This window comes from Massilia putida (assembly GCF_001941825.1).
Classification (GTDB): domain Bacteria; phylum Pseudomonadota; class Gammaproteobacteria; order Burkholderiales; family Burkholderiaceae_D; genus Telluria; species Telluria putida.
Map to the genome: position 1 here is coordinate 6,166,874 of NZ_CP019038.1, position 21,893 is coordinate 6,188,766.

23 protein-coding genes and 1 pseudogene are annotated in these 21,893 nt (G+C 68.4%); 16 read left to right on the top strand and 8 right to left on the bottom strand.

Features of this window, described 5'->3' with window-relative positions; translation table 11 throughout:
* Positions 1 to 266 precede the first annotated feature (266 nt).
* Positions 267 to 1,232 carry a methyltransferase gene (locus BVG12_RS29690; RefSeq protein WP_075796646.1) on the bottom strand — a complete coding sequence of 322 codons (966 nt, stop codon included), beginning with the start codon at positions 1,230 to 1,232 and terminating at the stop codon, positions 267 to 269.
* Between the two features lie 195 nt (positions 1,233 to 1,427).
* On the opposite strand from BVG12_RS29690, the gene BVG12_RS29695 reads away from it, so the two are divergent.
* The 5 genes and pseudogenes from BVG12_RS29695 to BVG12_RS29715 all read left to right on the top strand — a co-directional run.
* Positions 1,428 to 1,610 (top strand): hypothetical protein, encoded by a 183-nt coding sequence (locus tag BVG12_RS29695; protein WP_075795546.1) that lies wholly within the window; start codon positions 1,428 to 1,430, stop codon positions 1,608 to 1,610.
* 62 nt (positions 1,611 to 1,672) lie between these two features.
* Positions 1,673 to 2,548: a KPN_02809 family neutral zinc metallopeptidase gene (gene ypfJ / locus BVG12_RS29700; RefSeq protein ID WP_075795547.1), complete on the top strand. Its 876-nt coding sequence runs from the start codon at positions 1,673 to 1,675 to the stop codon at positions 2,546 to 2,548.
* A 177-nt stretch (positions 2,549 to 2,725) separates the two neighbouring features.
* On the top strand, positions 2,726 to 3,910 hold the full coding sequence (locus BVG12_RS29705) for a zinc-dependent alcohol dehydrogenase (protein ID WP_075795548.1): 1,185 nt from the start codon (positions 2,726 to 2,728) through the stop codon (positions 3,908 to 3,910).
* Positions 3,911 to 3,919: 9 nt separating this feature from the next.
* Complete coding sequence (locus tag BVG12_RS29710) at positions 3,920 to 4,483, top strand: hypothetical protein (protein WP_156895767.1); 564 nt, start codon at positions 3,920 to 3,922, stop codon at positions 4,481 to 4,483.
* Positions 4,484 to 4,580: 97 nt separating this feature from the next.
* A pseudogene (locus tag BVG12_RS29715) lies at positions 4,581 to 4,859 on the top strand (M4 family metallopeptidase); the annotation flags it as partial.
* A 114-nt stretch (positions 4,860 to 4,973) separates the two neighbouring features.
* Here BVG12_RS29715 and BVG12_RS29720 read toward each other — a convergent pair.
* Both BVG12_RS29720 and BVG12_RS29725 read right to left on the bottom strand, forming a co-directional pair.
* Positions 4,974 to 5,675 carry a M23 family metallopeptidase gene (locus BVG12_RS29720; protein WP_075795549.1) on the bottom strand — a complete coding sequence of 234 codons (702 nt, stop codon included), beginning with the start codon at positions 5,673 to 5,675 and terminating at the stop codon, positions 4,974 to 4,976.
* Positions 5,676 to 5,699: 24 nt separating this feature from the next.
* The gene (locus BVG12_RS29725) at positions 5,700 to 6,629 is read right to left on the bottom strand and encodes a L,D-transpeptidase family protein (protein ID WP_229503749.1); all 930 of its coding nucleotides are present in this window, start codon (positions 6,627 to 6,629) and stop codon (positions 5,700 to 5,702) included.
* A 100-nt stretch (positions 6,630 to 6,729) separates the two neighbouring features.
* On the opposite strand from BVG12_RS29725, the gene BVG12_RS29730 reads away from it, so the two are divergent.
* Positions 6,730 to 7,029 (top strand): 2Fe-2S iron-sulfur cluster-binding protein, encoded by a 300-nt coding sequence (locus BVG12_RS29730; protein WP_075795550.1) that lies wholly within the window; start codon positions 6,730 to 6,732, stop codon positions 7,027 to 7,029.
* A 1-nt stretch (position 7,030) separates the two neighbouring features.
* Here BVG12_RS29730 and BVG12_RS29735 read toward each other — a convergent pair whose 3' ends face one another.
* Positions 7,031 to 7,927, bottom strand: coding sequence for an alpha/beta hydrolase (locus BVG12_RS29735; protein ID WP_075795551.1), 897 nt, complete (start codon positions 7,925 to 7,927; stop codon positions 7,031 to 7,033).
* 127 nt (positions 7,928 to 8,054) lie between these two features.
* Here BVG12_RS29735 and BVG12_RS29740 point away from each other — a divergent pair, with 127 nt between their 5' ends.
* Both BVG12_RS29740 and BVG12_RS29745 read left to right on the top strand, forming a co-directional pair.
* Entirely contained in the window at positions 8,055 to 8,234 is a 180-nt protein-coding gene (locus tag BVG12_RS29740; RefSeq protein WP_075796649.1) for a hypothetical protein, read from the top strand.
* A gap of 22 nt (positions 8,235 to 8,256) precedes the next feature.
* Positions 8,257 to 8,442 carry a hypothetical protein gene (locus tag BVG12_RS29745; RefSeq protein WP_075795552.1) on the top strand — a complete coding sequence of 62 codons (186 nt, stop codon included), beginning with the start codon at positions 8,257 to 8,259 and terminating at the stop codon, positions 8,440 to 8,442.
* Positions 8,443 to 8,512: 70 nt separating this feature from the next.
* On the opposite strand, the gene BVG12_RS29750 is transcribed toward BVG12_RS29745, so the two are convergent.
* Positions 8,513 to 8,731: a hypothetical protein gene (locus BVG12_RS29750; protein WP_075795553.1), complete on the bottom strand. Its 219-nt coding sequence runs from the start codon at positions 8,729 to 8,731 to the stop codon at positions 8,513 to 8,515.
* A 158-nt stretch (positions 8,732 to 8,889) separates the two neighbouring features.
* On the opposite strand from BVG12_RS29750, the gene BVG12_RS34630 reads away from it, so the two are divergent.
* Entirely contained in the window at positions 8,890 to 9,027 is a 138-nt protein-coding gene (locus tag BVG12_RS34630; RefSeq protein ID WP_169926848.1) for a hypothetical protein, read from the top strand.
* A gap of 64 nt (positions 9,028 to 9,091) precedes the next feature.
* Positions 9,092 to 9,454 carry a hypothetical protein gene (locus tag BVG12_RS29755; RefSeq protein WP_075795554.1) on the top strand — a complete coding sequence of 121 codons (363 nt, stop codon included), beginning with the start codon at positions 9,092 to 9,094 and terminating at the stop codon, positions 9,452 to 9,454.
* 130 nt (positions 9,455 to 9,584) lie between these two features.
* On the opposite strand, the gene BVG12_RS29760 is transcribed toward BVG12_RS29755, so the two are convergent.
* The 3 genes from BVG12_RS29760 to BVG12_RS29770 all read right to left on the bottom strand — a co-directional run bounded on the left by BVG12_RS29760 (position 9,585) and on the right by BVG12_RS29770 (position 13,609).
* Complete coding sequence (locus BVG12_RS29760; RefSeq protein ID WP_229503750.1) at positions 9,585 to 9,788, bottom strand: hypothetical protein; 204 nt, start codon at positions 9,786 to 9,788, stop codon at positions 9,585 to 9,587.
* 143 nt (positions 9,789 to 9,931) lie between these two features.
* The gene (locus tag BVG12_RS29765) at positions 9,932 to 12,763 is read right to left on the bottom strand and encodes a bifunctional diguanylate cyclase/phosphodiesterase (protein WP_075795556.1); all 2,832 of its coding nucleotides are present in this window, start codon (positions 12,761 to 12,763) and stop codon (positions 9,932 to 9,934) included.
* 96 nt (positions 12,764 to 12,859) lie between these two features.
* Entirely contained in the window at positions 12,860 to 13,609 is a 750-nt protein-coding gene (locus tag BVG12_RS29770) for a fused MFS/spermidine synthase (protein WP_229503751.1), read from the bottom strand.
* Between the two features lie 159 nt (positions 13,610 to 13,768).
* Here BVG12_RS29770 and BVG12_RS29775 point away from each other — a divergent pair, with 159 nt between their 5' ends.
* The 6 genes from BVG12_RS29775 to BVG12_RS29800 all read left to right on the top strand — a co-directional run bounded on the left by BVG12_RS29775 (position 13,769) and on the right by BVG12_RS29800 (position 21,857).
* On the top strand, positions 13,769 to 14,044 hold the full coding sequence (locus BVG12_RS29775) for a hypothetical protein (protein ID WP_075795558.1): 276 nt from the start codon (positions 13,769 to 13,771) through the stop codon (positions 14,042 to 14,044).
* A 7-nt stretch (positions 14,045 to 14,051) separates the two neighbouring features.
* Positions 14,052 to 15,221, top strand: coding sequence for a GGDEF domain-containing protein (locus tag BVG12_RS29780; protein WP_075795559.1), 1,170 nt, complete (start codon positions 14,052 to 14,054; stop codon positions 15,219 to 15,221).
* 154 nt (positions 15,222 to 15,375) lie between these two features.
* Positions 15,376 to 16,305, top strand: a complete 930-nt coding sequence (locus tag BVG12_RS29785) for a Ppx/GppA phosphatase family protein (RefSeq protein WP_075795560.1) — start codon at positions 15,376 to 15,378, stop codon at positions 16,303 to 16,305.
* Between the two features lie 83 nt (positions 16,306 to 16,388).
* Entirely contained in the window at positions 16,389 to 17,186 is a 798-nt protein-coding gene (locus BVG12_RS29790; RefSeq protein ID WP_075795561.1) for a substrate-binding periplasmic protein, read from the top strand.
* Positions 17,187 to 17,238: 52 nt separating this feature from the next.
* Positions 17,239 to 20,724, top strand: a complete 3,486-nt coding sequence (locus BVG12_RS29795) for a response regulator (RefSeq protein ID WP_075795562.1) — start codon at positions 17,239 to 17,241, stop codon at positions 20,722 to 20,724.
* On the top strand, positions 20,724 to 21,857 hold the full coding sequence (locus tag BVG12_RS29800; RefSeq protein WP_075795563.1) for a response regulator: 1,134 nt from the start codon (positions 20,724 to 20,726) through the stop codon (positions 21,855 to 21,857). Before BVG12_RS29795 ends, BVG12_RS29800 begins: the two co-directional genes overlap by 1 nt.
* The last annotated feature ends 36 nt before the right edge of the window (positions 21,858 to 21,893 follow it).

Below are 21,893 nucleotides of genomic sequence, written 5' to 3' on the forward strand. Positions count from 1 at the left end.
CGCCATCCCGGTCCTGCGATCACCTGGCTGCCGTCCGCCCGCGGACGGCCCCGCGCGCCGCGGGCGCGCGCTGCAAAGCCGGACCGGCCCGCGCCCTTAAACCAGCGCCCGCAACCGCCCGCGCACCATCGCGCTCACGGTCTGCACGGGCTGGTAGCGTCTGTGGCTTTCATGGTCTGGCTCCTCGCGAGGGTTGGGATGGCGGTCATTATGGTGCCGCGCCGCCCCGGCCATGCCCGGTTGCGGCAGCGTTTTGCCCGATCGTCTCAACCGCGCCTGACGGCGTGCAGCCACACCGCCGCGATGCGCTCCACGCGTTCGTAGCCGTCGCAGTCCAGCTGCCCGCCGAAGATGTCCGGATCGAGCTCCTCGTACGACCACGCGTCCGCGTCGGCATCGAGGCGGTCGCGGATGGCGGCGAGGAACGGATCGGCCCCGTCGACGATGGCCACGCCCGTGTACAGCAGCAGGCTGCCGCCGGGCTGCAGCCGGTCCAGCGCCGCGTGCACGATGCGGATCGACAGTTCGGCGCCGTGTTGTCCGCCGCCGTGGCGGTACGTCAGCGCGTGCGGGTCGAGGATGTAGGGCGGGTTCGACAGGATGAGGTCGAAGGCGCCGTCGACGCCGTCCAGCAGGTCGCTGTGGCAGGGCACGACGTTGTGCGCGCCGTTCAGGTTCGCGTTGACCTCGGCCAGCGCCAGTGCGGCCGGGTTGATGTCGCTCGCGTAGACGGTCGCGTCGCGGCAACGCAGCGCCAGTTCGATCGCGCCCGGTCCGGCGCCGGCGCCGATGTCGACCGCGCGCCGCACGGGCCGGCGCAGGCTGCCGTGCAGGCCGAGCACGCGCCGCAGCGCGGCCGTGTAGCGGTAGGTATCGGGGCCGAAGAACACGGCGTCCTCGTCGGACGTGGGCCAGGCCGAGTGAAAATACAGGCGATCACCGATCGTCGAGGCCCGCACGAGCGCGCGCCAGCCGTCGGCGTCGGCCGGTGCCGCCAGGCCGGCCGCGCGCAGCTGGCCGTCGATCGCGTCCGGCAGCACGCCGGCGCGGAACGGCCGGCTCCAGCCGAACACGCCCCGCAGGTCGTGCGCCCAGGCGTTCTCCGGGCGGTTGTTCACGCGCCGGTGCGTGGCCGGCGTCACGGTCACGAAACGGTAGCCGGCGGCTTGTAGACTGCTGCCGAGCGCGGCCAGCGCGTCGTGGTTGGCGAAGGGGGCGGCGGTCGAGGTCATGCGCGCAGCATGCATGACGCCCGCGCGCGCTTCCGTACGCGGGCGCACAGAGCCATGTGGACAGAGTCATGCAGGGCGGATCGCCGCTATGGCATTATGTGAATTGTGTGAAAGTTCGAACAGATGCGGCCGCGGGCCGCATGCAGAATTGATCCGGGCTGATGCAGGACGCGCGGCCCGGACACGAGGATGACCATGAAGACGACGACGCCGGACGTATCTTTGAACGAGCGCGTGCGACGGGAAGTCGAACGCGAACGCCACGAACGCGTGCTCCACGACGAGCAGCGGGCGGGCCTGGCGGACGACGAGTTCCGCCTCAAGGATGCACGCGAAAACATGGGGTCGGTGAAGATCAGGCGTCCCAGCGGACGCTGATTCGCCCGGCACCGAAACAATGACGACGGCACCGCCAACGCGGTGTCGCAAGGAGAGCAATCATGCGTTGGGAAGGCGATCGACAGAGCGACAACATCGAGGACCGCCGCGGCGACGGCGACGGTGGCGGCGGATTCAGCTTCGGCGGCGGGACCGTCGGCATCGGCACGATCGTCATCGCGCTGGTCGGCTCGTGGTTCTTCGGCGTCTCGCCGTCGACGATCCTGAACCTGCTGTCGGGCGGCGGCTCGCCGGCCCAGGTCCAGCAGGCGCCGTCGCATCCGCCCGCGAACGACCGCGAGACGCAGTTCGTCCGCACCGTCCTCGGCTATACGGAAGACACGTGGACGCAGATCTTCCGCGCCAACGGCGCCACCTATACGCCGCCGCATCTCGTGCTGTACACGGGCCGCACCGGCACGGGCGGCTGCGGCGTCGGCCAGGCGGCCGTCGGCCCGTTCTATTGCCCGGCCGACCGCAAGGTCTATCTCGACCTGGATTTCTTCCGCATGATGCAGCAGCGCTTCAAGGTCGGCGGCGAATTCACGCAGGCGTACGTGATCGCCCACGAAGTCGGCCACCACGTGCAGAACCTGCTGGGCATCTCGGGCAAGGTCGACAGCGCGCGCCGGCACCTGTCCGAAACCGAGGCCAACGCCGCGTCCGTGCGGCTGGAACTGCAGGCCGACTGTTTCGCCGGCGTGTGGGCCTATCACACGAACCAGGCCAAGCAGATCATCGAGCAGGGCGACGTCGAGTCCGCGCTGAACGCCGCCAGCGCCATCGGCGACGATGCGCTGCAGCGCCAGTCGCGCGGCGTCGTCGTGCCCGATTCGTTTACGCACGGCACGTCGGCCCAGCGGGTGCGCTGGTTCACGCGCGGCCTGCAGACGGGTTCCGTCCAGCAGTGCAACACGTTCGAGGCGCGCCAGCTCTGACCCCGCATCGCTCCCCGCGACGGCCGCCGCGTGCGGCCGTTTTCGTTCACTGGGCAAAAAAGTGTTCATTAACCCCCGTACGTTTCCGTGCGCGTATCGCCTTCCTTAGCGGTTTGACATACCTTGTTGTCAAGGGCTCGTCCATTGAGGCGGGCCGTCAACCATCGAGGAGGAATTATGCTGGCAATGAATTACCGGGGGCCGTATCGCGTCCGCGCCGATTACAAGCCCGATCCCGAGATCGAACATCCGGGCGACGCCATCGTGCGCGTGCTGCGCTCCTGCATCTGCGGGTCCGACCTGCACCTGTACCACGGCATGGTGCCCGACACGCGCGTGGGCCACACGTTCGGCCACGAGTTCGTCGGCGAAGTCGTGGACGTCGGCCGCGACGTGCAGACGCTGAAGGCGGGCGACCGGGTGCTGGTGCCGTTCAACTTGTTCTGCGGGTCCTGCTTCTTTTGCCAGCGCGAGCTCTTCGGCAACTGCCACAACACGAATCCGGAAGCGACGGCCGTCGGCGCCATCTACGGTTATTCGCACACGGCCGGCGGCTATGACGGCGGCCAGGCCGAGTACGTGCGTGTGCCGATGGCCGACGTCGGCCCGCTGCCCATCCCCGACGACCTGCACCTGGACGATGCCGTGCTGCTGACGGACGCCGTGCCGACGGGCTACCAGGCCGCCGAGATGGGCGACATCCAGGAAGGCGACACGGTCGTCATCTTCGGCGCGGGCCCGGTCGGCATCTTCGCGGCGAAGTCCGCGTGGCTGATGGGGGCGGGCAGGGTGATCGTCGTGGACGAGGTCGAGTACCGCCTGGAATTCGTCAAGCGCTATGCCCAATGCGAGGTCGTGAACTTCCGCGAAGTGAACGACATGGCGGAGCACATCAAGAAGATGACGGACTGGATGGGCGCCGACGTCACCATCGACTGCGTGGGCGGCGACGCGGCCGGTTCCATCGCGCAAACCTTGACGGGCCGCCTGATGAAGATGCAGGCCGGCGCCTCGACCGTGCTGCACTGGGCGATCAACTGCGTGCGCAAGGGCGGCAATGTGTCGATCGTGGGCGTGTACGGACCGACCTTCAACATGGTCCCGATGGGCAACGTGCTGAACAAGGGCCTGACGATCCGCGCGAACCAGGCCAGCGTCAAGCGCCACCTGCCGCGTCTCATCGAGCACATCCGCGAAGGGCGGTTGAATCCCAAGGAAATCATCACGCACCGCGTGCCGCTGGAAGAAGTGGCGGACGCGTACCACATCTTCTCGAGCAAGCTCGACAACTGCATCAAGACCGTCCTGATCCCGCCGTCCGCGCGCGAGGTCCAGGCCGTCAACGCCACCGCACTGCACTGAGGAGACGCCATGGAACACCATCATCATCACGACGGCGACGCGGGGCACGTGCACGCGCATCCGCTGCAGGGCGACATGGCGGACGGCCCGCGCCGGCCGAGCCGCGAGGAACTCGCCCACATCAACGGCTGGGGCGCCGACCTCGACCGCAAGAACCGCCCGGCCATCCTGATGGAGCGCACGCCCGCGCGCTTCATCCACCCGCACGAAGGCAAGCTGCCGCAGCAGCCGGAGAATGTCGAGATCCTGGTGTCGACGGAGCGCCCCGGCATCACGCCCATCTTCGGCACGGTCCAGCCGCCGAAAGGCTTGTCCGGCATGATCCGGCGCCTCGCCTTCAAATGGTCCGAGAACGATATGCGGCGCTGGCTGCTGCTGCTCGCGGCGGACCGCGTGAACGTCGTCGAAGGCGTCGGCGAGGACCTGGTCCATGGCAAGGTGCCGAACGTGCTGGCCGAGATGGGCATCAAGGCCGAGTGGGAGCACAACCGGGCCGGTCTCGTGAAGAAGGCCGTGCTGACGGGCGCCGTGCTCGGCGCGGCCGTCTACCTGATGCGCCGGCGCCCGCGTTGACGGTGCCATAGACGCATCCGGCGCGCCCCGGCGCACCGTACCGCGCCACGTGGCAACCGCCCGGCGGCAGCCGCACGCTGCCGCCGGGCTTATTTGGGGGTCAAACGCGGACAAGGCGGGCGACGATTACAGCAACTACCTCGTCAAGACGCCGGCGGCGATGACGGGCAACGGCCTGGACAAGGCGTACCGCATCCGGTTCAGGGCGAACACGACCAAGTTCACGTCGAGCACCGATTATGCGGATGCGCGCGCCAAGATGATCGAGGCGGCGGGCGAGTTGTACGGCAAGTCCAGCCGCGAACTGATTGCCGTGCAGCGGGCGTATGCGGCGATCAAAGTGGGGGCGGATGTGGACGAACCGCCGGCGCAGTAAGGCCGTTCCCCCATACTGAGGAACAGGATTCGGTACGTCGACAGCGTCGATGGCTCTGTTAATGCCTGTCTGCGGACACTCGGCATGGGTCCGCGCGTCCCGGGGACGACGGGTTTATGGCTGCAATAACGGATACGGATCCACCGGCGTCCCCTTCCACCACTGCTTCTCGGGCGTCAGCTCGAACACGGCGAAGTGCAGGTGCGGCGCGTTCGGGTCGGCGTTGCCCGTCGTCCCCACATAGCCGATCAGATCGCCCCGCTTGACCTGCGCGCCTTCCTGCAGGCCGTCCGCGTAGCGGGCCAGGTGCGCATAGTAATAGGCGTATTTTTCCGTCGGATCGAACTGGTAGATCGTCAGCCCGCCCGGCTTGCTCGTGAAGAGCTTGACGATCTTGCCGTCCGCGACCGCCAGTACCTTCGTGCCCTTGGGCGCCATGATGTCCAGCGCTTCGTGATGGCGCTCGTTGCCGCGCGGCTGGTCGTACGTGTCGGTGAGTTTCGACGGCGCGATGCCCTCGACCGGCACCAGCAGCTTGCCGGCCGGGGCCGCCGGCGGCGAAGCCGGCGCGGCCGCCGGCGCATCCGTGGCGGCGGGACGCAGCGGGAGGTCGAGCTCCGTGAGGTCCGGCATCACCTGCGGTGCCGGCGGCAGCTTGCCCTCCAGGGGGCTGCCCGGCGGCGGGGGCGCGGGCAGGGAGCCTGTGTTCACCGCCACGGCCGGCGCCGCCGGTTCAGGGGGCATCTGGCGCAGCCAGACGAACAGGCCGCCCGCGCCTACCAGCACGCCGAGCAGGAAGGTCATCAACCATCTCATTGCCGTCTCCTCATCGTTTGCGTGTTATTCCTCCAGCACCACTTCCGTCCCCGGCTGCACCAGCCCGGCCACCTCGGACGCGCTCCAGTTCGTCAGGCGGATGCAGCCGTGCGATTCGCTCTTGCCGACCGAGGCCGGCACCGGGGTGCCGTGGATGCCGTAGTGCGGCTTGGACAGGTCGATCCACACGACGCCGACCGGATTGTTCGGGCCGGCCGCGATCGTCGTGTTCTTGTCGCCCGGCTTGGCGTCCCAGAACAGCTTGGGGTTGTAGTGGTACGTCGGATTGCGGTGCACGCCATCGATCTTCCAGTGACCGATCGGCAGCGGGTCATGCTCGCTGCCGCTCGACACGGGGTATTGCGCGAGGATGGTCCCGGCCGCGTCCTGCAGCTGGAGGATGCGCGCGTCCTTCGACACGACCACGCGCGCGGCCTGCGCCAGCGCGGGCGTGCCGACGACGTTGGGCACGAGGATCTGCTCGCCCGCGCGGCCCAGGTCCTTGCCGGGATTGAGCTTCGCCAGCAGCGCCGGGCTCACGTGGAATTTCTCGCCGAGGGCTTCCGCCGGCGTGCTGTAGCCGAGTGCGGGCAGCTTGGCCTTTTCCATCATGTCGTCCGGCACCGGGCGGAACGGACCGGCGACGTCCGCGTCGACCAGCGTGTAGGTGAGCAGCGTGGGCGTCTGATCGGCGTTCAGCGCGTTCCACGTGGCCTCGTCGAGTTTGCCTGTCGGGTTCAGGCCGTGCGTTTTTTGGTAGCCGGCCAGGGCCTGGTGCATGTTGGAGCCGTAGGCGCCGTCGATTTCGCCGGGCGAGAAGTGGGCGCGGTCGAGCAGCACCTGCGCGCGCAGCAGCTTGTCGGATTCTGTCGCGGGCGCCGTTTGCGCGAACGCCGGACTGCCGGCGAGGCTGCCCAGCACGGCGATCAGTAGGTGGATGCGGAATGTTTTCAATTGATGTCCTGCCTGAAGATGTGATGGCTCCAGGGTAGTGCCGTGCAGGACGAGGCTCTGTGCGGGAACGAACCCAGGCGGGGCGGGTACAATCCTGCGCATGACGACGTTGACCATCACCCTGCAGCCCTCCGGCTGGTCCTTCCCGGCCGACACGGACACGACCGTGCTGCACGCCGCCGAACAGGCCGGCATCGACCTGCCCAGCTCGTGCCGCAACGGCACGTGCCGCACGTGCATTTGCCGCCTCGCGGGCGGCAGCGTGCGCTATCTCGTGGAATGGCCGGGGCTGTCGTTCGACGAAAAGCGCGAGGGGTACATCCTGCCTTGCGTCGCGGTGGCGCAGGAAGACCTGGTCGTCGACCAGCGGCTCGCGAAACGGATCGTGTTCCCGGACTGAGTCAGCGCGGCGCCGGCCCGAGCGCCGCTTCGATCGCGCCCAGCACGAGCGGCCACGATCGCGACGTCGCGGCCACTTCGTCGTAATGGCTGGCGCCGGGCAGGATGACGACTTCGGCGATGTCGCCGGCGGCGCGGGCCCGGGCCGCGAAATCGTGGGCGACGCGGGGCGGCGAGATGGTGTCCAGTTCCCCGGTGACGAGGATCGTGCGGCTGCCGTTCGGTATCAGGTCGCCCGGGTTCGTGTCGGCGAAGACGTCCGGCCGGGCGGCGCTGGGCGTGCCGGCCAGATCGACGACTTCGCGGCCGCAGCTGGATTTCAGCAGGGCCGATTCGCGGCGCAGGTCGGCCAGGCCGCCCAGGCTGACGACCCGGCGCACGGGAACGGCGTCCGCGCGGAACAGGGGGCTCGAGGCGGGGATGCGGGGCCGTCCCGCCAGCCATTGCACGAGCTGGCCGCCGGCCGAGTGCCCGACGGCCACGAGGCGTTCGACGTCCAGCGGATAGTCGCGCGCGGTGCGCGCCAGCAGGTCGAGGGCGGCGTTCATGTCCTGGTAGGTGCCCGGATAGCCGCCGCCGGCCTCGTCGACGCGGCGGTATTCCACGTTCCACACGGCGATGCCGCGCGCCGCCAGCGCGCCGGCCATATTGCGCAGCTGCGTGATGCCGCCGTACTCCTTCGTCCAGCAACCGCCGTGCACGAGCACGGCCACGGGAAACGGTCCCTTGCCGGGCGGGACGAACAGTTCGGCGTACTGCGACGGCGCCGCGCCGTAGCGCAGGGTGGCGTCGGGGGCGGGGCCGGACAGCGCCATGTAGTCGGCGAGGATCATCGGGGCGGCGTGGGGTGTCGAGGTCATGGCGAGGGACAGCGCGAGGGCGAGGAGGCGGCGCGGCATGGTGGGCGACGGGATGTCAAAACCCGACTATACCAGCCCCGCCCGCATGTCCGCACGATTGAAAACCCGCTCGGTTCTTCCATGCTAGGCTGTACACAACGTCAACGCTATCCATAGGAGGATGATCATGAGCCAGTCGAAATCCACCGGCAGTCAGAACAAGCAGTCAGGCAATCTGTCCGAGGCCGACCAGCAGAAGCGCCAGGCCGGCGTGAAGGACAAGAGCAGCCACGACCACATGTCGACCGTGAAGGCCGGCAAAGGCAAGGGCGCGGGCGGCGGCGCGAAGCAGAAGGAAGGCCGCTGAGCCTGGGCGCCGGAGAAGACCGATGAGTTTGCCGAAGCAGGTGGGCCGGCGGGACGACCTGCGTGCCCACTCGACGCCCGATCCCACGACGCCCGACCCGGAGTTGCCACCGCCGCAGCCGAGCCCCGATCCGGACGACGTGCCGGCGCCGGCGCGCGCGCCGGTGAAGGAGCCGGACGCGCCGGATGCGCCCGTCAAGGCGCGGTAAAGCGTTGGAAGATGTGAGAGGTGCGGATGGGGCGGACCGTCGTGTCGCCCCATCCGTTGTCACGTGAGCGTCAGGCTTTGCCCGGCTGGCCGTCGCGCGAGGCTTGCTGGTTGCCGGATTGGCCGCCGTCCTGCTGGCTGCCCGGGTTTTTTCCTTGCGGAGGGATTTCGCGGATCATGGCGTCCGTTTCGTGCTGGGCCGGCGAGCGTTCGCCGCTGCCGATGTCCGCTTCATGCATGTTGGCGGGGGCGTTGGCGCCCGGGTCGGGTTTCGGTACATTGGTTCTCATGACGTGCTCCATCGCGTTGTCGTGTTGGCGCGATATTAACAGTCCGTGTCGGGTTTGGGCGCGCAATAGGATCGCCGCTTCGGTACGCTGGCGCACATATGTCTTTTAGTAACTTTTTATAAAATGCCTGTGGCCAATGACATTCGGAGGAGAGAAGCATGAGCACCACCCTGTACAACAAGATTCCGCTGGGCCGCGGCCCGCTGCTGGGCTCGCACAAAATGCATGTCGCGGTGGCGCTGGGCGTGCTGACCGGGGCCGGGCTCGTCTGGGCCGCCGTGCGGGCGCTGCGTTGACGACCAGTTGCCGGGAAGGCCCGCCGCCGTTACCATGGCGGGCTTGTTTCCTTGGAAAGTGGTAATGAAGAATCTGAAACTGACGGGCGACGAATACGACGCGCTCGAATTCATCCGGCGCGGCGCCAAGAATGACCGCGTCAATGCCTGTGTCGGGCGCAATGCGAAGCGCCTGTCGGGCCTGAAGCTGATCCAGTATGCGAAGAACGGCAGCATCGCGCTGACCGCGCAGGGAACCGAACTGCTGTTCCTGCGCCGCTGCGTGCAGGCGCTGCGCGCGCTCGAGGCGGATCCGGCGGCGGCTGTCGACGATGACGTCGTTCAGTTCCTCAGCCGCAAATCCCACATCGCCGCGCGCGCGGAAGGCGGGTTCGACCTGACGGCGCGCGGCCGCGAATCGCTGGCCGACATCGCCGCCCAAGAGTAGCGGGATCCGGTAACGCATGACGGCAAGGGTTGCCCACCCTATGTCCGCAATTTCGATAGCTGTAGGGTGGGCATTTGAGGCCGGGGGCTCAAACGAAATGTGCCCACCATGCGCAACGACGATGAGACGTTCAGTTCGTGCGGCGTCGATTCGGATACACAAGGGCGCGCACGGCAATCTCCGCCGGCACGCCCATGGCCGCCAGGAATTCGGCGGCGCGCTGCAGGCCCAGCGTCGGGACCGACGCCACGGCCTGGTTGACCAGGTCGCGCGTACGCATGTCGGTGCGCGGCCTGCGTTCTGCCAGGGTGGCCGTGGCGGAATCGATATTCATTTCAGTCATCATCATCATACTCGGTGGGGTGGTATTGCAAAACAATCACCGGGTATTGTATGAGAACGATATCGATTAGGCCACAGGAAATTGCACAAATAATTTCACTTGGGGCCAGAACTTAAAGCAAATTCTAGATTTGCTCAGGCGACGGCCGTCTGCGGCTCGTCTTCCGGGGCCGTCAGGCTGCGGCGCTGGCGCAGCAACTGCTCGAATTCATGGGCCGGGAGCGGCTTCGAGAAATAATAGCCCTGCATTTCATCGCAGCCCTGGTGGCGCAGATAATCCAGCTGTTCGGCCGTTTCGACCCCCTCGGCGATCACGGACAGGCGCAGGTTGTGCGCCAGCGCGATGATCGAGGCGACGATCGCCGCGTCGTTGGCGTCGTGCGTGATGTCGTTGACGAACGAGCGGTCGATCTTGAGCACGTCGATGGGGAAGCGCGACAGGTAGGAGAAACTGGAGTAGCCCGTGCCGAAATCGTCGATCGACAGATTGACGCCCAGCGATTTCATGCGGTGCAACAATTCCACCGCCGGGGTGACGTCGCTCATGAACAGGCTCTCGGTCAGCTCCAGTTCCAGGCAGGACGGGTCCAGTCCGGTGTCGTTGAGGACGGCTTCGATCCCCGGCAGCAGGTCGGCGGCGCTGAACTGGCGCGCCGACAGGTTCACGGCCACGCGCAGCTTGCCCAGGCCCGCATCCTGCCACGCCTTGTTCTGGGCGCAGGCGGTGCGCATCACCCAGGCGCCGATCGGGACGATCAGGCCCGTGTCCTCGGCGATGCCGACGAAGCGCGACGGCGGCACCATGCCCAGTTCCGGATGCTTCCAGCGGATCAGCGCTTCCATGCCGACGATGCGGCCCGTCTGCAGGTCGACCTGCGGCTGGTAGTGCAGCACGAACTCGTTGCGTTCGAGCGCGTTGCGCAGCGCGCTTTCGATGCGCACGCGCTCCAGCGATTCCTCGTTCATGGCCGGCGTGTAGAACTGGAAGTTGTTGCGGCCTAGTTTCTTGGCGCGGTACATGGCGATGTCCGCATGCTCGATCAGGTTCTCGGCCGGCGTGCCGTCGCTCGGGAAGGCGGCCACGCCGATGCTGCAGGTGACGAAGAATTCCTTGGTGCCCAGCATGACGGGCTGCGCCACCGAATCCATGACGCGCTGCACGATGTCGGGCGTGAGCGGCTGGTCGGAGTGCTCGGACAGGATGACGACGAATTCGTCGCCGGACAGGCGCGCCACCGTGTCCGTGTCGCGCAGCGACGAGCGCAGGCGCGCCGCGACCGTCATCAGGAGGACGTCGCCGGCCTTGTGGCCCATGCTGTCGTTGACGAACTTGAAGCGGTCCAGGTCGATCAGCATCACCCAGACCTGGTGGCCGCTGCGCGTGGCATAGGCGACGGCCTGGCCCAGGCGGTCCTGCAGCAGCGAGCGGTTGGGCAGGCCCGTCAGCACGTCGTGCTGCGCCACGTGGTGCACGCGCTGCTCGGTGACCTTGCGCGCCGTGATGTCGCTGCCCGTGCCGCGGTAGCCGGTGAAGCGGCCCGTCTCGTCGAAGATCGGCTGGCCGTTGATGCAGAACCAGCGTTCTTCGCCGTTGTCGTCGACGACGCGGTATTCGAGGTTGCGGAACGGTTCGTGGGCTTCCAGCGTCGCGATGTGATCGCGGCCGAGTTCGGTGTCGGTCAGCGCGGGCACGTAATCCCAGCGGCGGCGGCCGAGCACGCGTTCGGTGGCGATGCCGGATTTTTCCGTGAAGTCGCCGGTGACGTGCGTGAAGCGGAACTGCTCGTCCTGCTCCCAGTACCAGTCGGACGACATGGCGACCAGCTGGCGGAAGCGCTGCTCGCTTTCCTGCAGGGCTTTTTCCGTGCGCTTGCGTGCGAGGACGTCGTCGATCAGGCGCTGGTTGGTCAGCTTGAGGTCGGCCGTCCGTTCGCGCACCAGTTCCTGCACCTTGCGCGTGCGCTGGCCGGCGGCCTGCACGAAGGCGCAAAACAGCAGCGTCGACAGCACGCCGCCGGCCAGCAGCAGCGTCGAGGCGAGGTGGTCGGCCAGCCATGGGCTCGGCGCGGCGATGGCTTCCACGGTCCATGACTGGCCGCCGACCGTGAAGGTGTTGACGGCGCGGCCCGTGAAGCCGGCCGACAGCAGGGCGAACGGCGGCTCGGACGGTGCCGCGTCGCTGCTGGCGTAGACGAGGCGGGCCGGATCGGCGCGGCCGCCGCCGTAGAACCTGAGGTGGATGCCGTGGTCGTCCAGCAGGCCGGCGCGGGCCAGCGTCGCCTTGACGAGGGTCGGGATCGAGATCACGGCCGCGGTGTCGCCGAGCAGGCGGCCGCCCTGGGCGTACACGGGCATCAGCACTTCGAAGCTGGGGGCGCTGGGCGCCTGGGCCAGTTGCAGCAGGCCGGTGACGGCGGCGCGGCCGCTGGCCTGGGCGCGCGCGAGGGCGTCCATGATCTGGCGGTTCTGGCCGACGTCCAGGCCGAACGCCGCCTCGTTGCCCTGCATCGGCTCGAGGTAATCGACGACATAGTAGCGGGCACGCTCCGCCACCGGCACCCGCCCGGCGCCGCGCATTTCGCGCAGCACGAGGTCGGGCTGGAACTGGCGCAGGTCCGCTTCGAACGCGGCCCGGTCGGCGCCCTGCACGACGCGGTGGAAATTGAAGGCGCGGATGTACGGGTTGCGCTGCAGCAGCGGTGTCGTGAAATCGTGGAACTGCGCGCGCGTGACCGGCTGGACGGTGGTGAACAGCTGGTTGGTGACGTTCAGGACTTCGACGGCATCGTCCATGCCCTGGCGCAGCGCGGCGACGCGCACCCCCGTGCCCTGTTCGAAGACCAGCGACTTGTTGTCGTATTCGAGCCGGCTGACGGCCACCGCCAGCACCGCGGTTGCGACCAGGCCACCCCCCAGTGTGAGAGCGGCTGCGAGCGTGAGCGAAAACGGCAGTCGGCGACGCGACATCCAGGGATCCCTATGCATGTAAGGTGATTGCTTGCCCAAAGGCATGAATTGAGGCGCCAGTTTGTCACAGAAACTCTAGTTTCCGCAAACAAATTGTCACATGCGGTGGCTTACCGGCCGAAGGTGTGGCGGCGTCAAAACAGATCGCGATGCGATCCAGGCAAGGATGAATCTTATGGCTAGCCGGTTCAATAATCCGAGGCCCAGGCCGCGCCGGCGCGCGAAACGCGCCACGCGTCGCGCCACGGCCGCGTCGGGGGTGTGCAAGGCATACACGATGCGGTTATTGCCCGCGACCTCGTCGAACCAGCAGGCCTGCCCTTCGAACACGGTGTGCAGCGCATCCATCACGTCCGGGTAGCGCGGGTCGTACGTGAACACATTGGCCACGAGGACGCCACCGGGCCGCAGCGCGCGGCGGCAATCGGCATAGAACGGCGCATCGGCCAGGCGCGGGGGCAGGCCGCGCGCGTCGAAACCGTCGACGAGCAGCACGTCGGCCGTGCCGGGGTGGGCCGCGAGCCAGGCGGCCGCGTCGGCGTGGACGACGGCAAAACGCGCGCTGTCGGGCGGTATGTGGAAGGCGGCGCGCAGCGCGATCACGTCGGCGCGCACTTCGAGGACGGTGATGCGCGCGTCGGGGAAGTGGCGGTGGCAAAACTTGGCCAGCGAGCCGCCGCCCAACCCGACCATCACGATGTGCCGGGGCCGCGGCGCGAACAGCATGAAACCCATCATCGCGCGCTGGTAGGCCAGCACGAGGGCATCCGGGCGCGCCAGCAGCATCTCGCTCTGGATGTCGCCGGGCGAGAATTCCAGCGTGCGCCGGCCGCGGCGCGTACGCACGAGCGGCGGTGCGGTTGTATACGGATGAGACGGGTCGTCGGGGGGCTGCATCGTGCCAGTATAGATGAAATCGATATCGGCCCCGTATCTCCATGGCGTAACTTGTTGCGTACGATGGGTTTCTGATAAGCTGGCCGTTGCAGCCCAAGCGGAGACCTCATGTTTCTGGATCACCCGACCATTACCGCCACCAACAGCCAGACCGAACCGGACCGCATCGAGCGCCTGGACCGCGTCTACGGCTACGCGATGGCGCTGGCGGACATGGACGGGAACCTTGCGTTTGTCGAGAAACTGACCCAGATCCACGACCACAAGGGCACCCTGATCGTGTTCTGGCACGAGCCGCCCACGGAAGCCGAGCGCGATTACTGGACGCGCGCCTGGTCCAGCCGGGTCGGCGACGGCACGACCGCGGTCGTGCACGAATTCTGAGGCGCCGATGGATTCCACGACGATGGTCCTCGCGCTGGCACTCAGCAATCTCGCCCTGTGCGCCACCCTGTTTTTCTTCGAACAATCCGGACACCGGCGGCCCGCGCTGCCCACCTGGGGCTGGTCGCGCCTGTACCAGGCCGCCGGCTGGCTGCTGCTGGCGATCGGCGCCGCGGGCGTCGTCCCGGAAGGCCTCGCGCTGCCCATCGCCTATGCCCTCGTGTTCGTCGGCGTCGCGTGGGAGTCGGGCGCGGCGTGGGAACGCGCCGGCCGCCTGCGCTGGCGCCGCGTCACGCTCCCGGCGCTGGCGCTGGCCGTCGCCGCCTTCCTGCTGTGCTGGCTGGTCGACCCGATCGGCCTGCGCGCCGTCGCCGCCTCGCTGATCCTGGGCGCCTTTTATTTGTCGGTGGCGGCCGCGCTGGGGCGCGACTGGGCGCAGGCCTCGATGCTGCAGCGTTTCCTGGCGCTGGCGACGAGCCTGCTTGCCGTCGTCGTCGGCGCGCGCGGCGCCCTCGTGCTGCTGGCGCCGGCCGGCTGGGGCTGGATGACGAACGACATGTTGCGCCAGTTCCATTCGGGCGCGCTGTATCTGCTGGCGCTGCTGGGCGGCTTCGGCTGGTTGCTGCTGGGCCGCGAGCGCGAACAGGCCGAGCTGGCGCGCCTGGAAGTCAATGATCCGCTGACGGACGTGCCGAACCGGCGCGGCTTCTTCCAGGCCCTGGCCCCGTGGATGGCGCTGGCGCGCCGGCCGGGCCAGCCGACGGCCCTCGTCGTGTTCGACCTCGACCAGTTCAAGCGCATCAACGACGGCTATGGCCACCCGGCCGGCGACGTCGTGATCGCCCACCTGCTCGAGACGTGCAAGCGGCAGCTGCGCGACAGCGACCTGCTGGGCCGCCTGGTGGGCGTCGAATTCGCGATCCTGCTGCCGAGGACGAGCCTGGACGATGCATTGATGGTCGCCGAGCGCATGCGCGCGGCGATCGAAAGCGAGCGCGTCAAGACCGAACGCGCGATGATTTCCCTGACGGCCAGCTTCGGCGTCACGACGATCCGCCCGGACGACAGCACCGTCACCTTGCTGGCCCGCGCCGACGAGGCGTTGCGTGTGGCCAAGAAGGCGGGGCGCAACCGGGTCGAAGTGGCGGCGTCCGCGTTGGCGCCGGTCGAGGAATGAAGAGCTTCTCTGCGGCGGGGTGCGCACACATGGCCGTGTCCGCCATGGCACCGCGGTCCCGCATGCCTTATGATGATACGATCAACGACGCTCTTGTCATCGATCCGTCATCCAGCCCCGCTATCGTGGCGCCGTTTTCGACTTCGGAGTCTGCATGAGCACCACATCTCCCATCCACGCCGCACTCGTCCTCGGATCGGACAGCTTCCGCCTGCTGGTGGGCGCTGTCGAGGACGGCATCCTGCGTCCCCTCGACAGTTTCCACGCCCCGCTGCGCCTGGCCGCGGCGCTGGACGCGCAGGGCTGCCTGAGCCCGGAGGCGATGCACGCCGCGTTCGATTGCCTGCGCGCCATCCGCGACCGGCTGAACGACCACGCGCTGGCCGCGGTGCGCGTCGTCGCCACGTCCACCTTGCGCATGGCCCGCAACAGCCATCTGTTCCTGCCCGCCGCGCAGCAACTGCTCGGCCACCCCGTCCAGGTGCTGTCCGGCGAGGAAGAGGCGATCCTGACCTACCTCGGCGTGGCCGACGGCACGGCCGCCGACGGCGAAGCGCGCATGCTGGTGCTGGGCATCGGCGGCGGCTCGACCCAGCTGGCGCTGGGCAGCGGGCGCCGCGTGCAGAAGGTCGCGTCGCTGGGCCTGGGCACGTCGCGCCTGGCGCTGACGTTCTTCGGCGGCGGCCGCATCGACGCCGTGTCGTTCGCGGCCGCGATCGCGTCCACGCGCGCCAAGCTGGGCGACGAAGCCCCGGCCTTCGGACCGGGACGGCGCGACCGCGCGTGCGGCGCGTCCGGCACCATCCACACGCTGGCGCGGCTGCTGGTCGACAACGACCTGGGCGGCCCGATCACCCGCGCCCGCCTCGAGGCGCTGGCAGCGCGCGCGCTGACCCAGGGCGGCGGCGGGGCGCCGTTGGCCGGTCTCGGGACGCTGCGCCTGCGCGACGTGACGGCCGCGCTGGCGATCCTGCTGGGTCTCATGGAGGAGCTGGAGATCGACGAGCTGGAAGTGCCGAAGACCGGCCTGCGCGCCGGCGTGCTGGCCGAGTTGCGCCACGGCCGCGCGGCCCTCGCGGCCTGACGGCAGGCGTGACGGTTTTTGGCAAGGTCTGGCATACTGTTGTCTGTTTTTAATCATTTTTGCCGCCGTCGCCATACCGTCCCATGCCGCGTTTCCTTCGCTATGGATTGATCGCCTGTTGTCTCGGCGCCGGCGCGCCATCGTTCGCGGCGGGCCAAGCCACCGTCCCCCTGTGCTTCGAACGCCAGGAGGTGCTGCCGTGGCGCACGCTGGACGGCGGCGGGCTGAATTTCGAACTGCTGGGTGAGGTCGGACGGCGGCTCGGGCTCGTGTTCGACTACCAGAGCATGCCCTGGAAGCGCTGTCTCGCACAGGTCAAGGCGAACCAGGTCAGCGGCGCGTTCGCCGTCAGCTTCAGCCGCGAGCGGCTCGCGCTGGGGGGCTACCCCGGTACCCACGGCGACCAGGGCCAGGCCGATCCCGACAAGCGCATGCACGTCGACAGTTACGTGCTCATGCGGCGCAAGGGCACGCGCGTCGACTGGGACGGCAAGCGCTTCGCCAACGTCGACGGCCGCATCGGCTTCCAGCTCGGCTATTCCGTCGGCGACTTCCTGCGCGCGCAGAACGTGCCCGTGGACGAGGGCAGCCAGCAGGCCGACGAACTGGTGCAGAAACTGCTGGCCGGCCGCGTCGTGGCGGCGGCCGTCGGCGGCGGCGACGCCGTGCGGCTGATGCGCACCGCCTATGCGAAAGACATCGAAGTGCTGCCCGTGGCGCTGATCGAAAAGCCGTACTACCTGTTGCTGTCGCACGCGTTCGTCGCGCAGCATCCGGACCTGGCGGAACGCATCTGGAAGACGATCGAGGAGGTGCGCACGAGCCCAGCCTACCGCAAGCGCGAGCGCGAACTGGCCGGCCAGCAGGGAGGCTCCCATTAATCCTCCGCCGCCCGCCGGCACCCGGCGCGCGCGCGCGCGGCTGCGTGACCGTGTGCGCGGGCTCGCCGACAGCTGGCGCCAGAACATCGTGTTCCGCCTCGGCGCGGGCATCGTACTGGCGGTGGCGCTGTCGACGACGGCGTACACCACGTGGGTGATGCATGCGCTGCGCCGCGAAGCCGGCGCGCGCCTGTCGGAACGGGTCGAGCGCCAGGCCACGGTGTTGTCGCACGCGCTGGCGCGTCCGCTGTTCGACATCAACGGCGCCGCCGTGGCCTCGGTCGTCGATGCGCTCGGCGGCACGCCGGAAGTGATCACCTTGCACGTGCTGGCGCCGAACGGCACGGTGCTCGCGGCGCTCGGCTCCGGCGCGCGCGAGGAGGGCGCCGAACGCATCCGGCAGAAAGTCGTGTACCACGACGGCAGCCGCGACTACCTTGTCGGCTCGATCGACCTGGCGATCTCGCGCCGCCAGATCGACGACGACCTGCGCCGCCAGATCATCCAGACCGTGGCGGGCAACCTGATCCTGACCCTCACCATCACCTTGTGCGTGCTGCTGATCGGGCGCCGCATGACGCAGCCGTTCGCCGACATCCAGGAAGCGCTGGAAAAGCTGGCGCGCGGCGAGACCGACATTCACTTGTCCGGCATCGGCCGGCGCGACCAGATCGGCCGCCTGTCGTCCGCCGTGCGCAGCTTCCGCGACACCTTGAACCGGCTGCGCCGTGCCGAGCAGGTGACGAACGGCCTGCTGCGCGAAAAGAGCGTGATCGAACAGCAGTTGCGCGACCTGAACGAAGACCTCGAACAAAAGATCGCCGCGCGCACGCGCGAGCTGGTCGACTCCATGCGCATGGCGCAGGGCAGCCAGGCCAAGCTGCAGGCCATCGTCGACACGGCGCTGGACGCCGTGGTGCGCATGGACCGCCAGGGCCGCATCGTCGGCTGGAATGCGCAGGCGGAAAAAATCTTCGGCTGGAAGGGCGAGGAGGTGCTGGGCCGCGACCTCGACGCCTGCATCGTCCCGGAACGGCACCGCGCCGCGCACCGCAACGGCCTCGCGCGCTACGAACGCAGCGGCGTGGGCGGCGTGCTGGACAGCCGCATCGAGACGTATGCGCTGCGCCGCGACGGCGTCGAGTTCCCGATCGAGCTGGCCATCACGCGCGTGCAGCTGGCCACGAGCGACGACTACGAATTCTGCTCGTTCATCCGCGACATCTCGGAACGCCGCGAGCGCGAGCAGTCGCTCGTCGCGGCCAACGTGCGCGCGGAGGCGGCGAACGTCGCCAAGTCCGAATTCCTGGCCAACATGAGCCACGAGATCCGCACGCCGATGAGCGCGATCATCGGCATGGCCTATCTCACGCTGCGGACCGATCTCTCGCCCAAGCAGCAGGACTACGTCGGCAAGATCCACCGCGCCGCGCTGTCGCTGCTGGGGATCATCAACGACATCCTCGACTTTTCCAAGATCGAGGCGGGCAAGCTGGACGTCGAGCACATCCCGTTCTGCCTGGACGACGTGCTCGCGAACGTGGCCAGCGTCACGAGTCAGAAGGCGGCCGACAAGCACCTCGAATACCTGTTCCACGTGCCGCACGCGATCCCGCGCATGCTCGTGGGCGACCCGCTGCGCCTGGGGCAGGTCCTCATCAACCTCGTCAACAACGCGGTCAAATTCACGCCGGCCGGCGAGCTGGAACTGTCGTGCACGCGCATCGAGAGTCCGTCCCGGGACCGCTTCCGCGACGATTACGTGACCCTGCGCTTCGCCGTGCGCGACACGGGCATCGGCATGAGCGAGCAGCAGCAGGGCAAGCTGTTCCGCGCGTTCAGCCAGGCCAACGGCAGCACGACGCGCGAATACGGCGGCACGGGCCTGGGCCTGTCGATCTCGCAGCAGCTGCTGGGCCTGATGGGCGGGCGCATCGTCGTCGCCAGTCACCCGGGCAAGGGTTCTACGTTCCACTTCGACCTCGAATTCCCCCTGTCCGGCGAGCCGGAACGCGTGGCCGTGGCGCCGCCGGAACTCGATGGCGCGCGCCTGCTGCTGGTCGACGACAGCGACGTGGCGCGCGAGATCATGAGCGAGGCGCTGCAGGCGCTGCCGCTGCGCGTCGACGTGGCGTCCAGCGGCGCCGAGGCGGAAAGCGCGTTGCTCGCGGCCGACGCGGCGGGCGACCCGTACAGCGTCGTGCTGACGGACTGGCAGATGCCGGGCATGAACGGCATCGAACTGGCGCGCCGCATCGCGGGCAATCCCGTGCTGCGCCGGCCGCCGTCGACCGTGCTCGTGACGGCGTTCGGCCGCGAGGAAGTGCAGCAAGAGGCGGAAGGCGCGGGCATCCGCGGCTTCCTGTGCAAGCCGATCGGCCAGTCGGCACTCGTCGACACGCTCGTCGCCCTGTTCGCGCCGCCGCGCGCGTCGCACGTCCACCACCGGCGGCACGGCAAATTCGGCGAGGCGGACGGCTTTGTTGCGCGCGTGCTGCTCGTCGAGGACAACCAGGTCAACCAGCAGATCGCGCTGGAACTGCTGCAGGTGCAGAACATCGATGTCGACGTCGCCGCCAACGGCATCGAGGCGCTCGCCATGCTGCGCGAGGGCGGTCCGCAAGCCTACGATCTCGTGCTGATGGACCTGGAGATGCCGCAGCTGGACGGCCACGCGGCCACCGTCGAACTGCGCAAGGATGCGCGCTACGACAAGCTGCCGATCGTCGCCATGACGGCGCATGCGCTGGCCGAGATCCGCGAGCGCTGCCTGCGCGAGGGCATGCAGGACTACATCACCAAGCCCGTCGAGCCGGAGAAGCTGTATGCCACCCTTGCGCGCTGGATCGGCCAGGCCGTCCCGCCGCCGGCGCCCGGCAGCGTCGTGCCGGACGGGCCGACCTTGCCGGGCTTGTCGACCCTGTCCGGCATCGATTCCGCATACGGCCTGCGCCACGTGGCCGACAACGTCGCCCTGTACGTGCAGCTGCTGGACCGCTTCCGCGCGACCCAACGCGACGCCGGCGCCCAGATCCGCGCCGACTACCAGGCGCGGCGCCTGCGCCAGGCGGCCGCGCGCGCCCACCTGCTGCGCGGCGTGGCCGGCAATATCGGGGCGCGCGAGCTGCAGACGCTGGCGCAGTCGGTGGAAGAGGGGCTGGCGCTGTCCGCGCCCGACCGCGGCCGTCTCGCGGCCGGCGTGCGCGCGCTGGAGGCGGCCGTGGACGCGACGATGGCTTCGCTCGACCGCTACTTCGCCCGCGCCGCCGCCGCCGCGCCGCCCGCGCCCGCGCCTGTGGCGTCCGGCGCGGACGGCAGCGGGTTCGAGGCCGTCGCCCAGCTCGACCAGCTGCTGGCCGAGTACTCGGGCGACGCCCTCGATTACTTCGAGACGGTGCGCCCGCTGCTGGCCGGTGTCCTCGACTTCGATCACATGGCGCGCCTGGAACGGCACCTGTCGCGTTACGAATTCGAAGAGGCGCGCCAGCAATTGCCCGATACGGCCGCCGCCAACCGCCCCGATACCGCGGAAACCTGATGAATATTGCAGCCACCGGACACCCCGGCAACAAGGGCAAGCCGACGATCCTGATCGTCGACGACACGCCCGACAACATCATGCTGTTGTCGCGCCTCCTCAAGGACAAGTACAACACGAAGGTTGCCAACAACGGCAGCCTGGCGCTGCAGATCGCCCAGGCCACGCCTGGCCTGGACCTGATCCTGCTCGACGTGATGATGCCGGGCCTGGACGGCTACGAGACGTGCCGCCAGCTGAAATCCAATGCCGTCACGGCCGACATCCCCGTGATCTTCCTGACGGCGAAGAACCAGGTCGAGGACGAGGCGATGGGCCTGTCGCTGGGCGCCGTCGACTACATCGCCAAGCCGATCAGCCCGCCGATCCTGTTCGCCCGCGTGGCCACGCAACTGACCTTGCTCGAGGCGCGGCGCCAGCTGCAGGCCCATAACGGGAACCTGGAAAAGCTCGTGCAGGACCGCACGGCGCAGCTGGCGCTGATGCAGGAAGCGATCATCATGGCGATGGGGACGCTGGCCGAGACGCGCGACAACGCGGCCGTGACAAACGGCGACCATCACATCCGCCGCACGCAGCACTACGTGCGCGCGCTGGCGCGGCACCTGCAGCGGCATCCGCGTTTCGCGGCGGACCTCAGCGACGAGAACATCGAGCTGCTGTACCGCTCGGTGCCGCTGCACGACATCGGCAAGGTCGGCATCCCCGACCGCATCCTGCTCAAGCCCGGCGTGCTCGATCGCGAGGAATTCGAGGTCATGAAGCTGCACGCCGTGTACGGGCGCGACACCATCATGCTCGTCGAGAAGCACGTCGGCGGCACCAACGGCTTCCTGATGTTCGCGCGCGAGATCGCCCACTCGCACCAGGAGAAGTGGGACGGCTCGGGCTATCCCGACCGCCTGGCGGGCGAGCAGATTCCGCTCTCGGCGCGCCTGATGGCCGTGGCCGACGTGTACGACGCGCTGATCTCGCGGCGCGTGTACAAGCCCGCGTTCACGCACCAGCAGGCGCTGGACGTGATGCGCAAGGGCCGCGGCACGCATTTCGATCCGGACGTGCTGGACGCGTTCTTCGAGATCGAGGGGCAGTTCGCCGCCATCGCCGAGGAATTCCGCGACGCCGAATCCTGATGTGCGCCCTTCCGCGCACGGGCCAAATGATATATA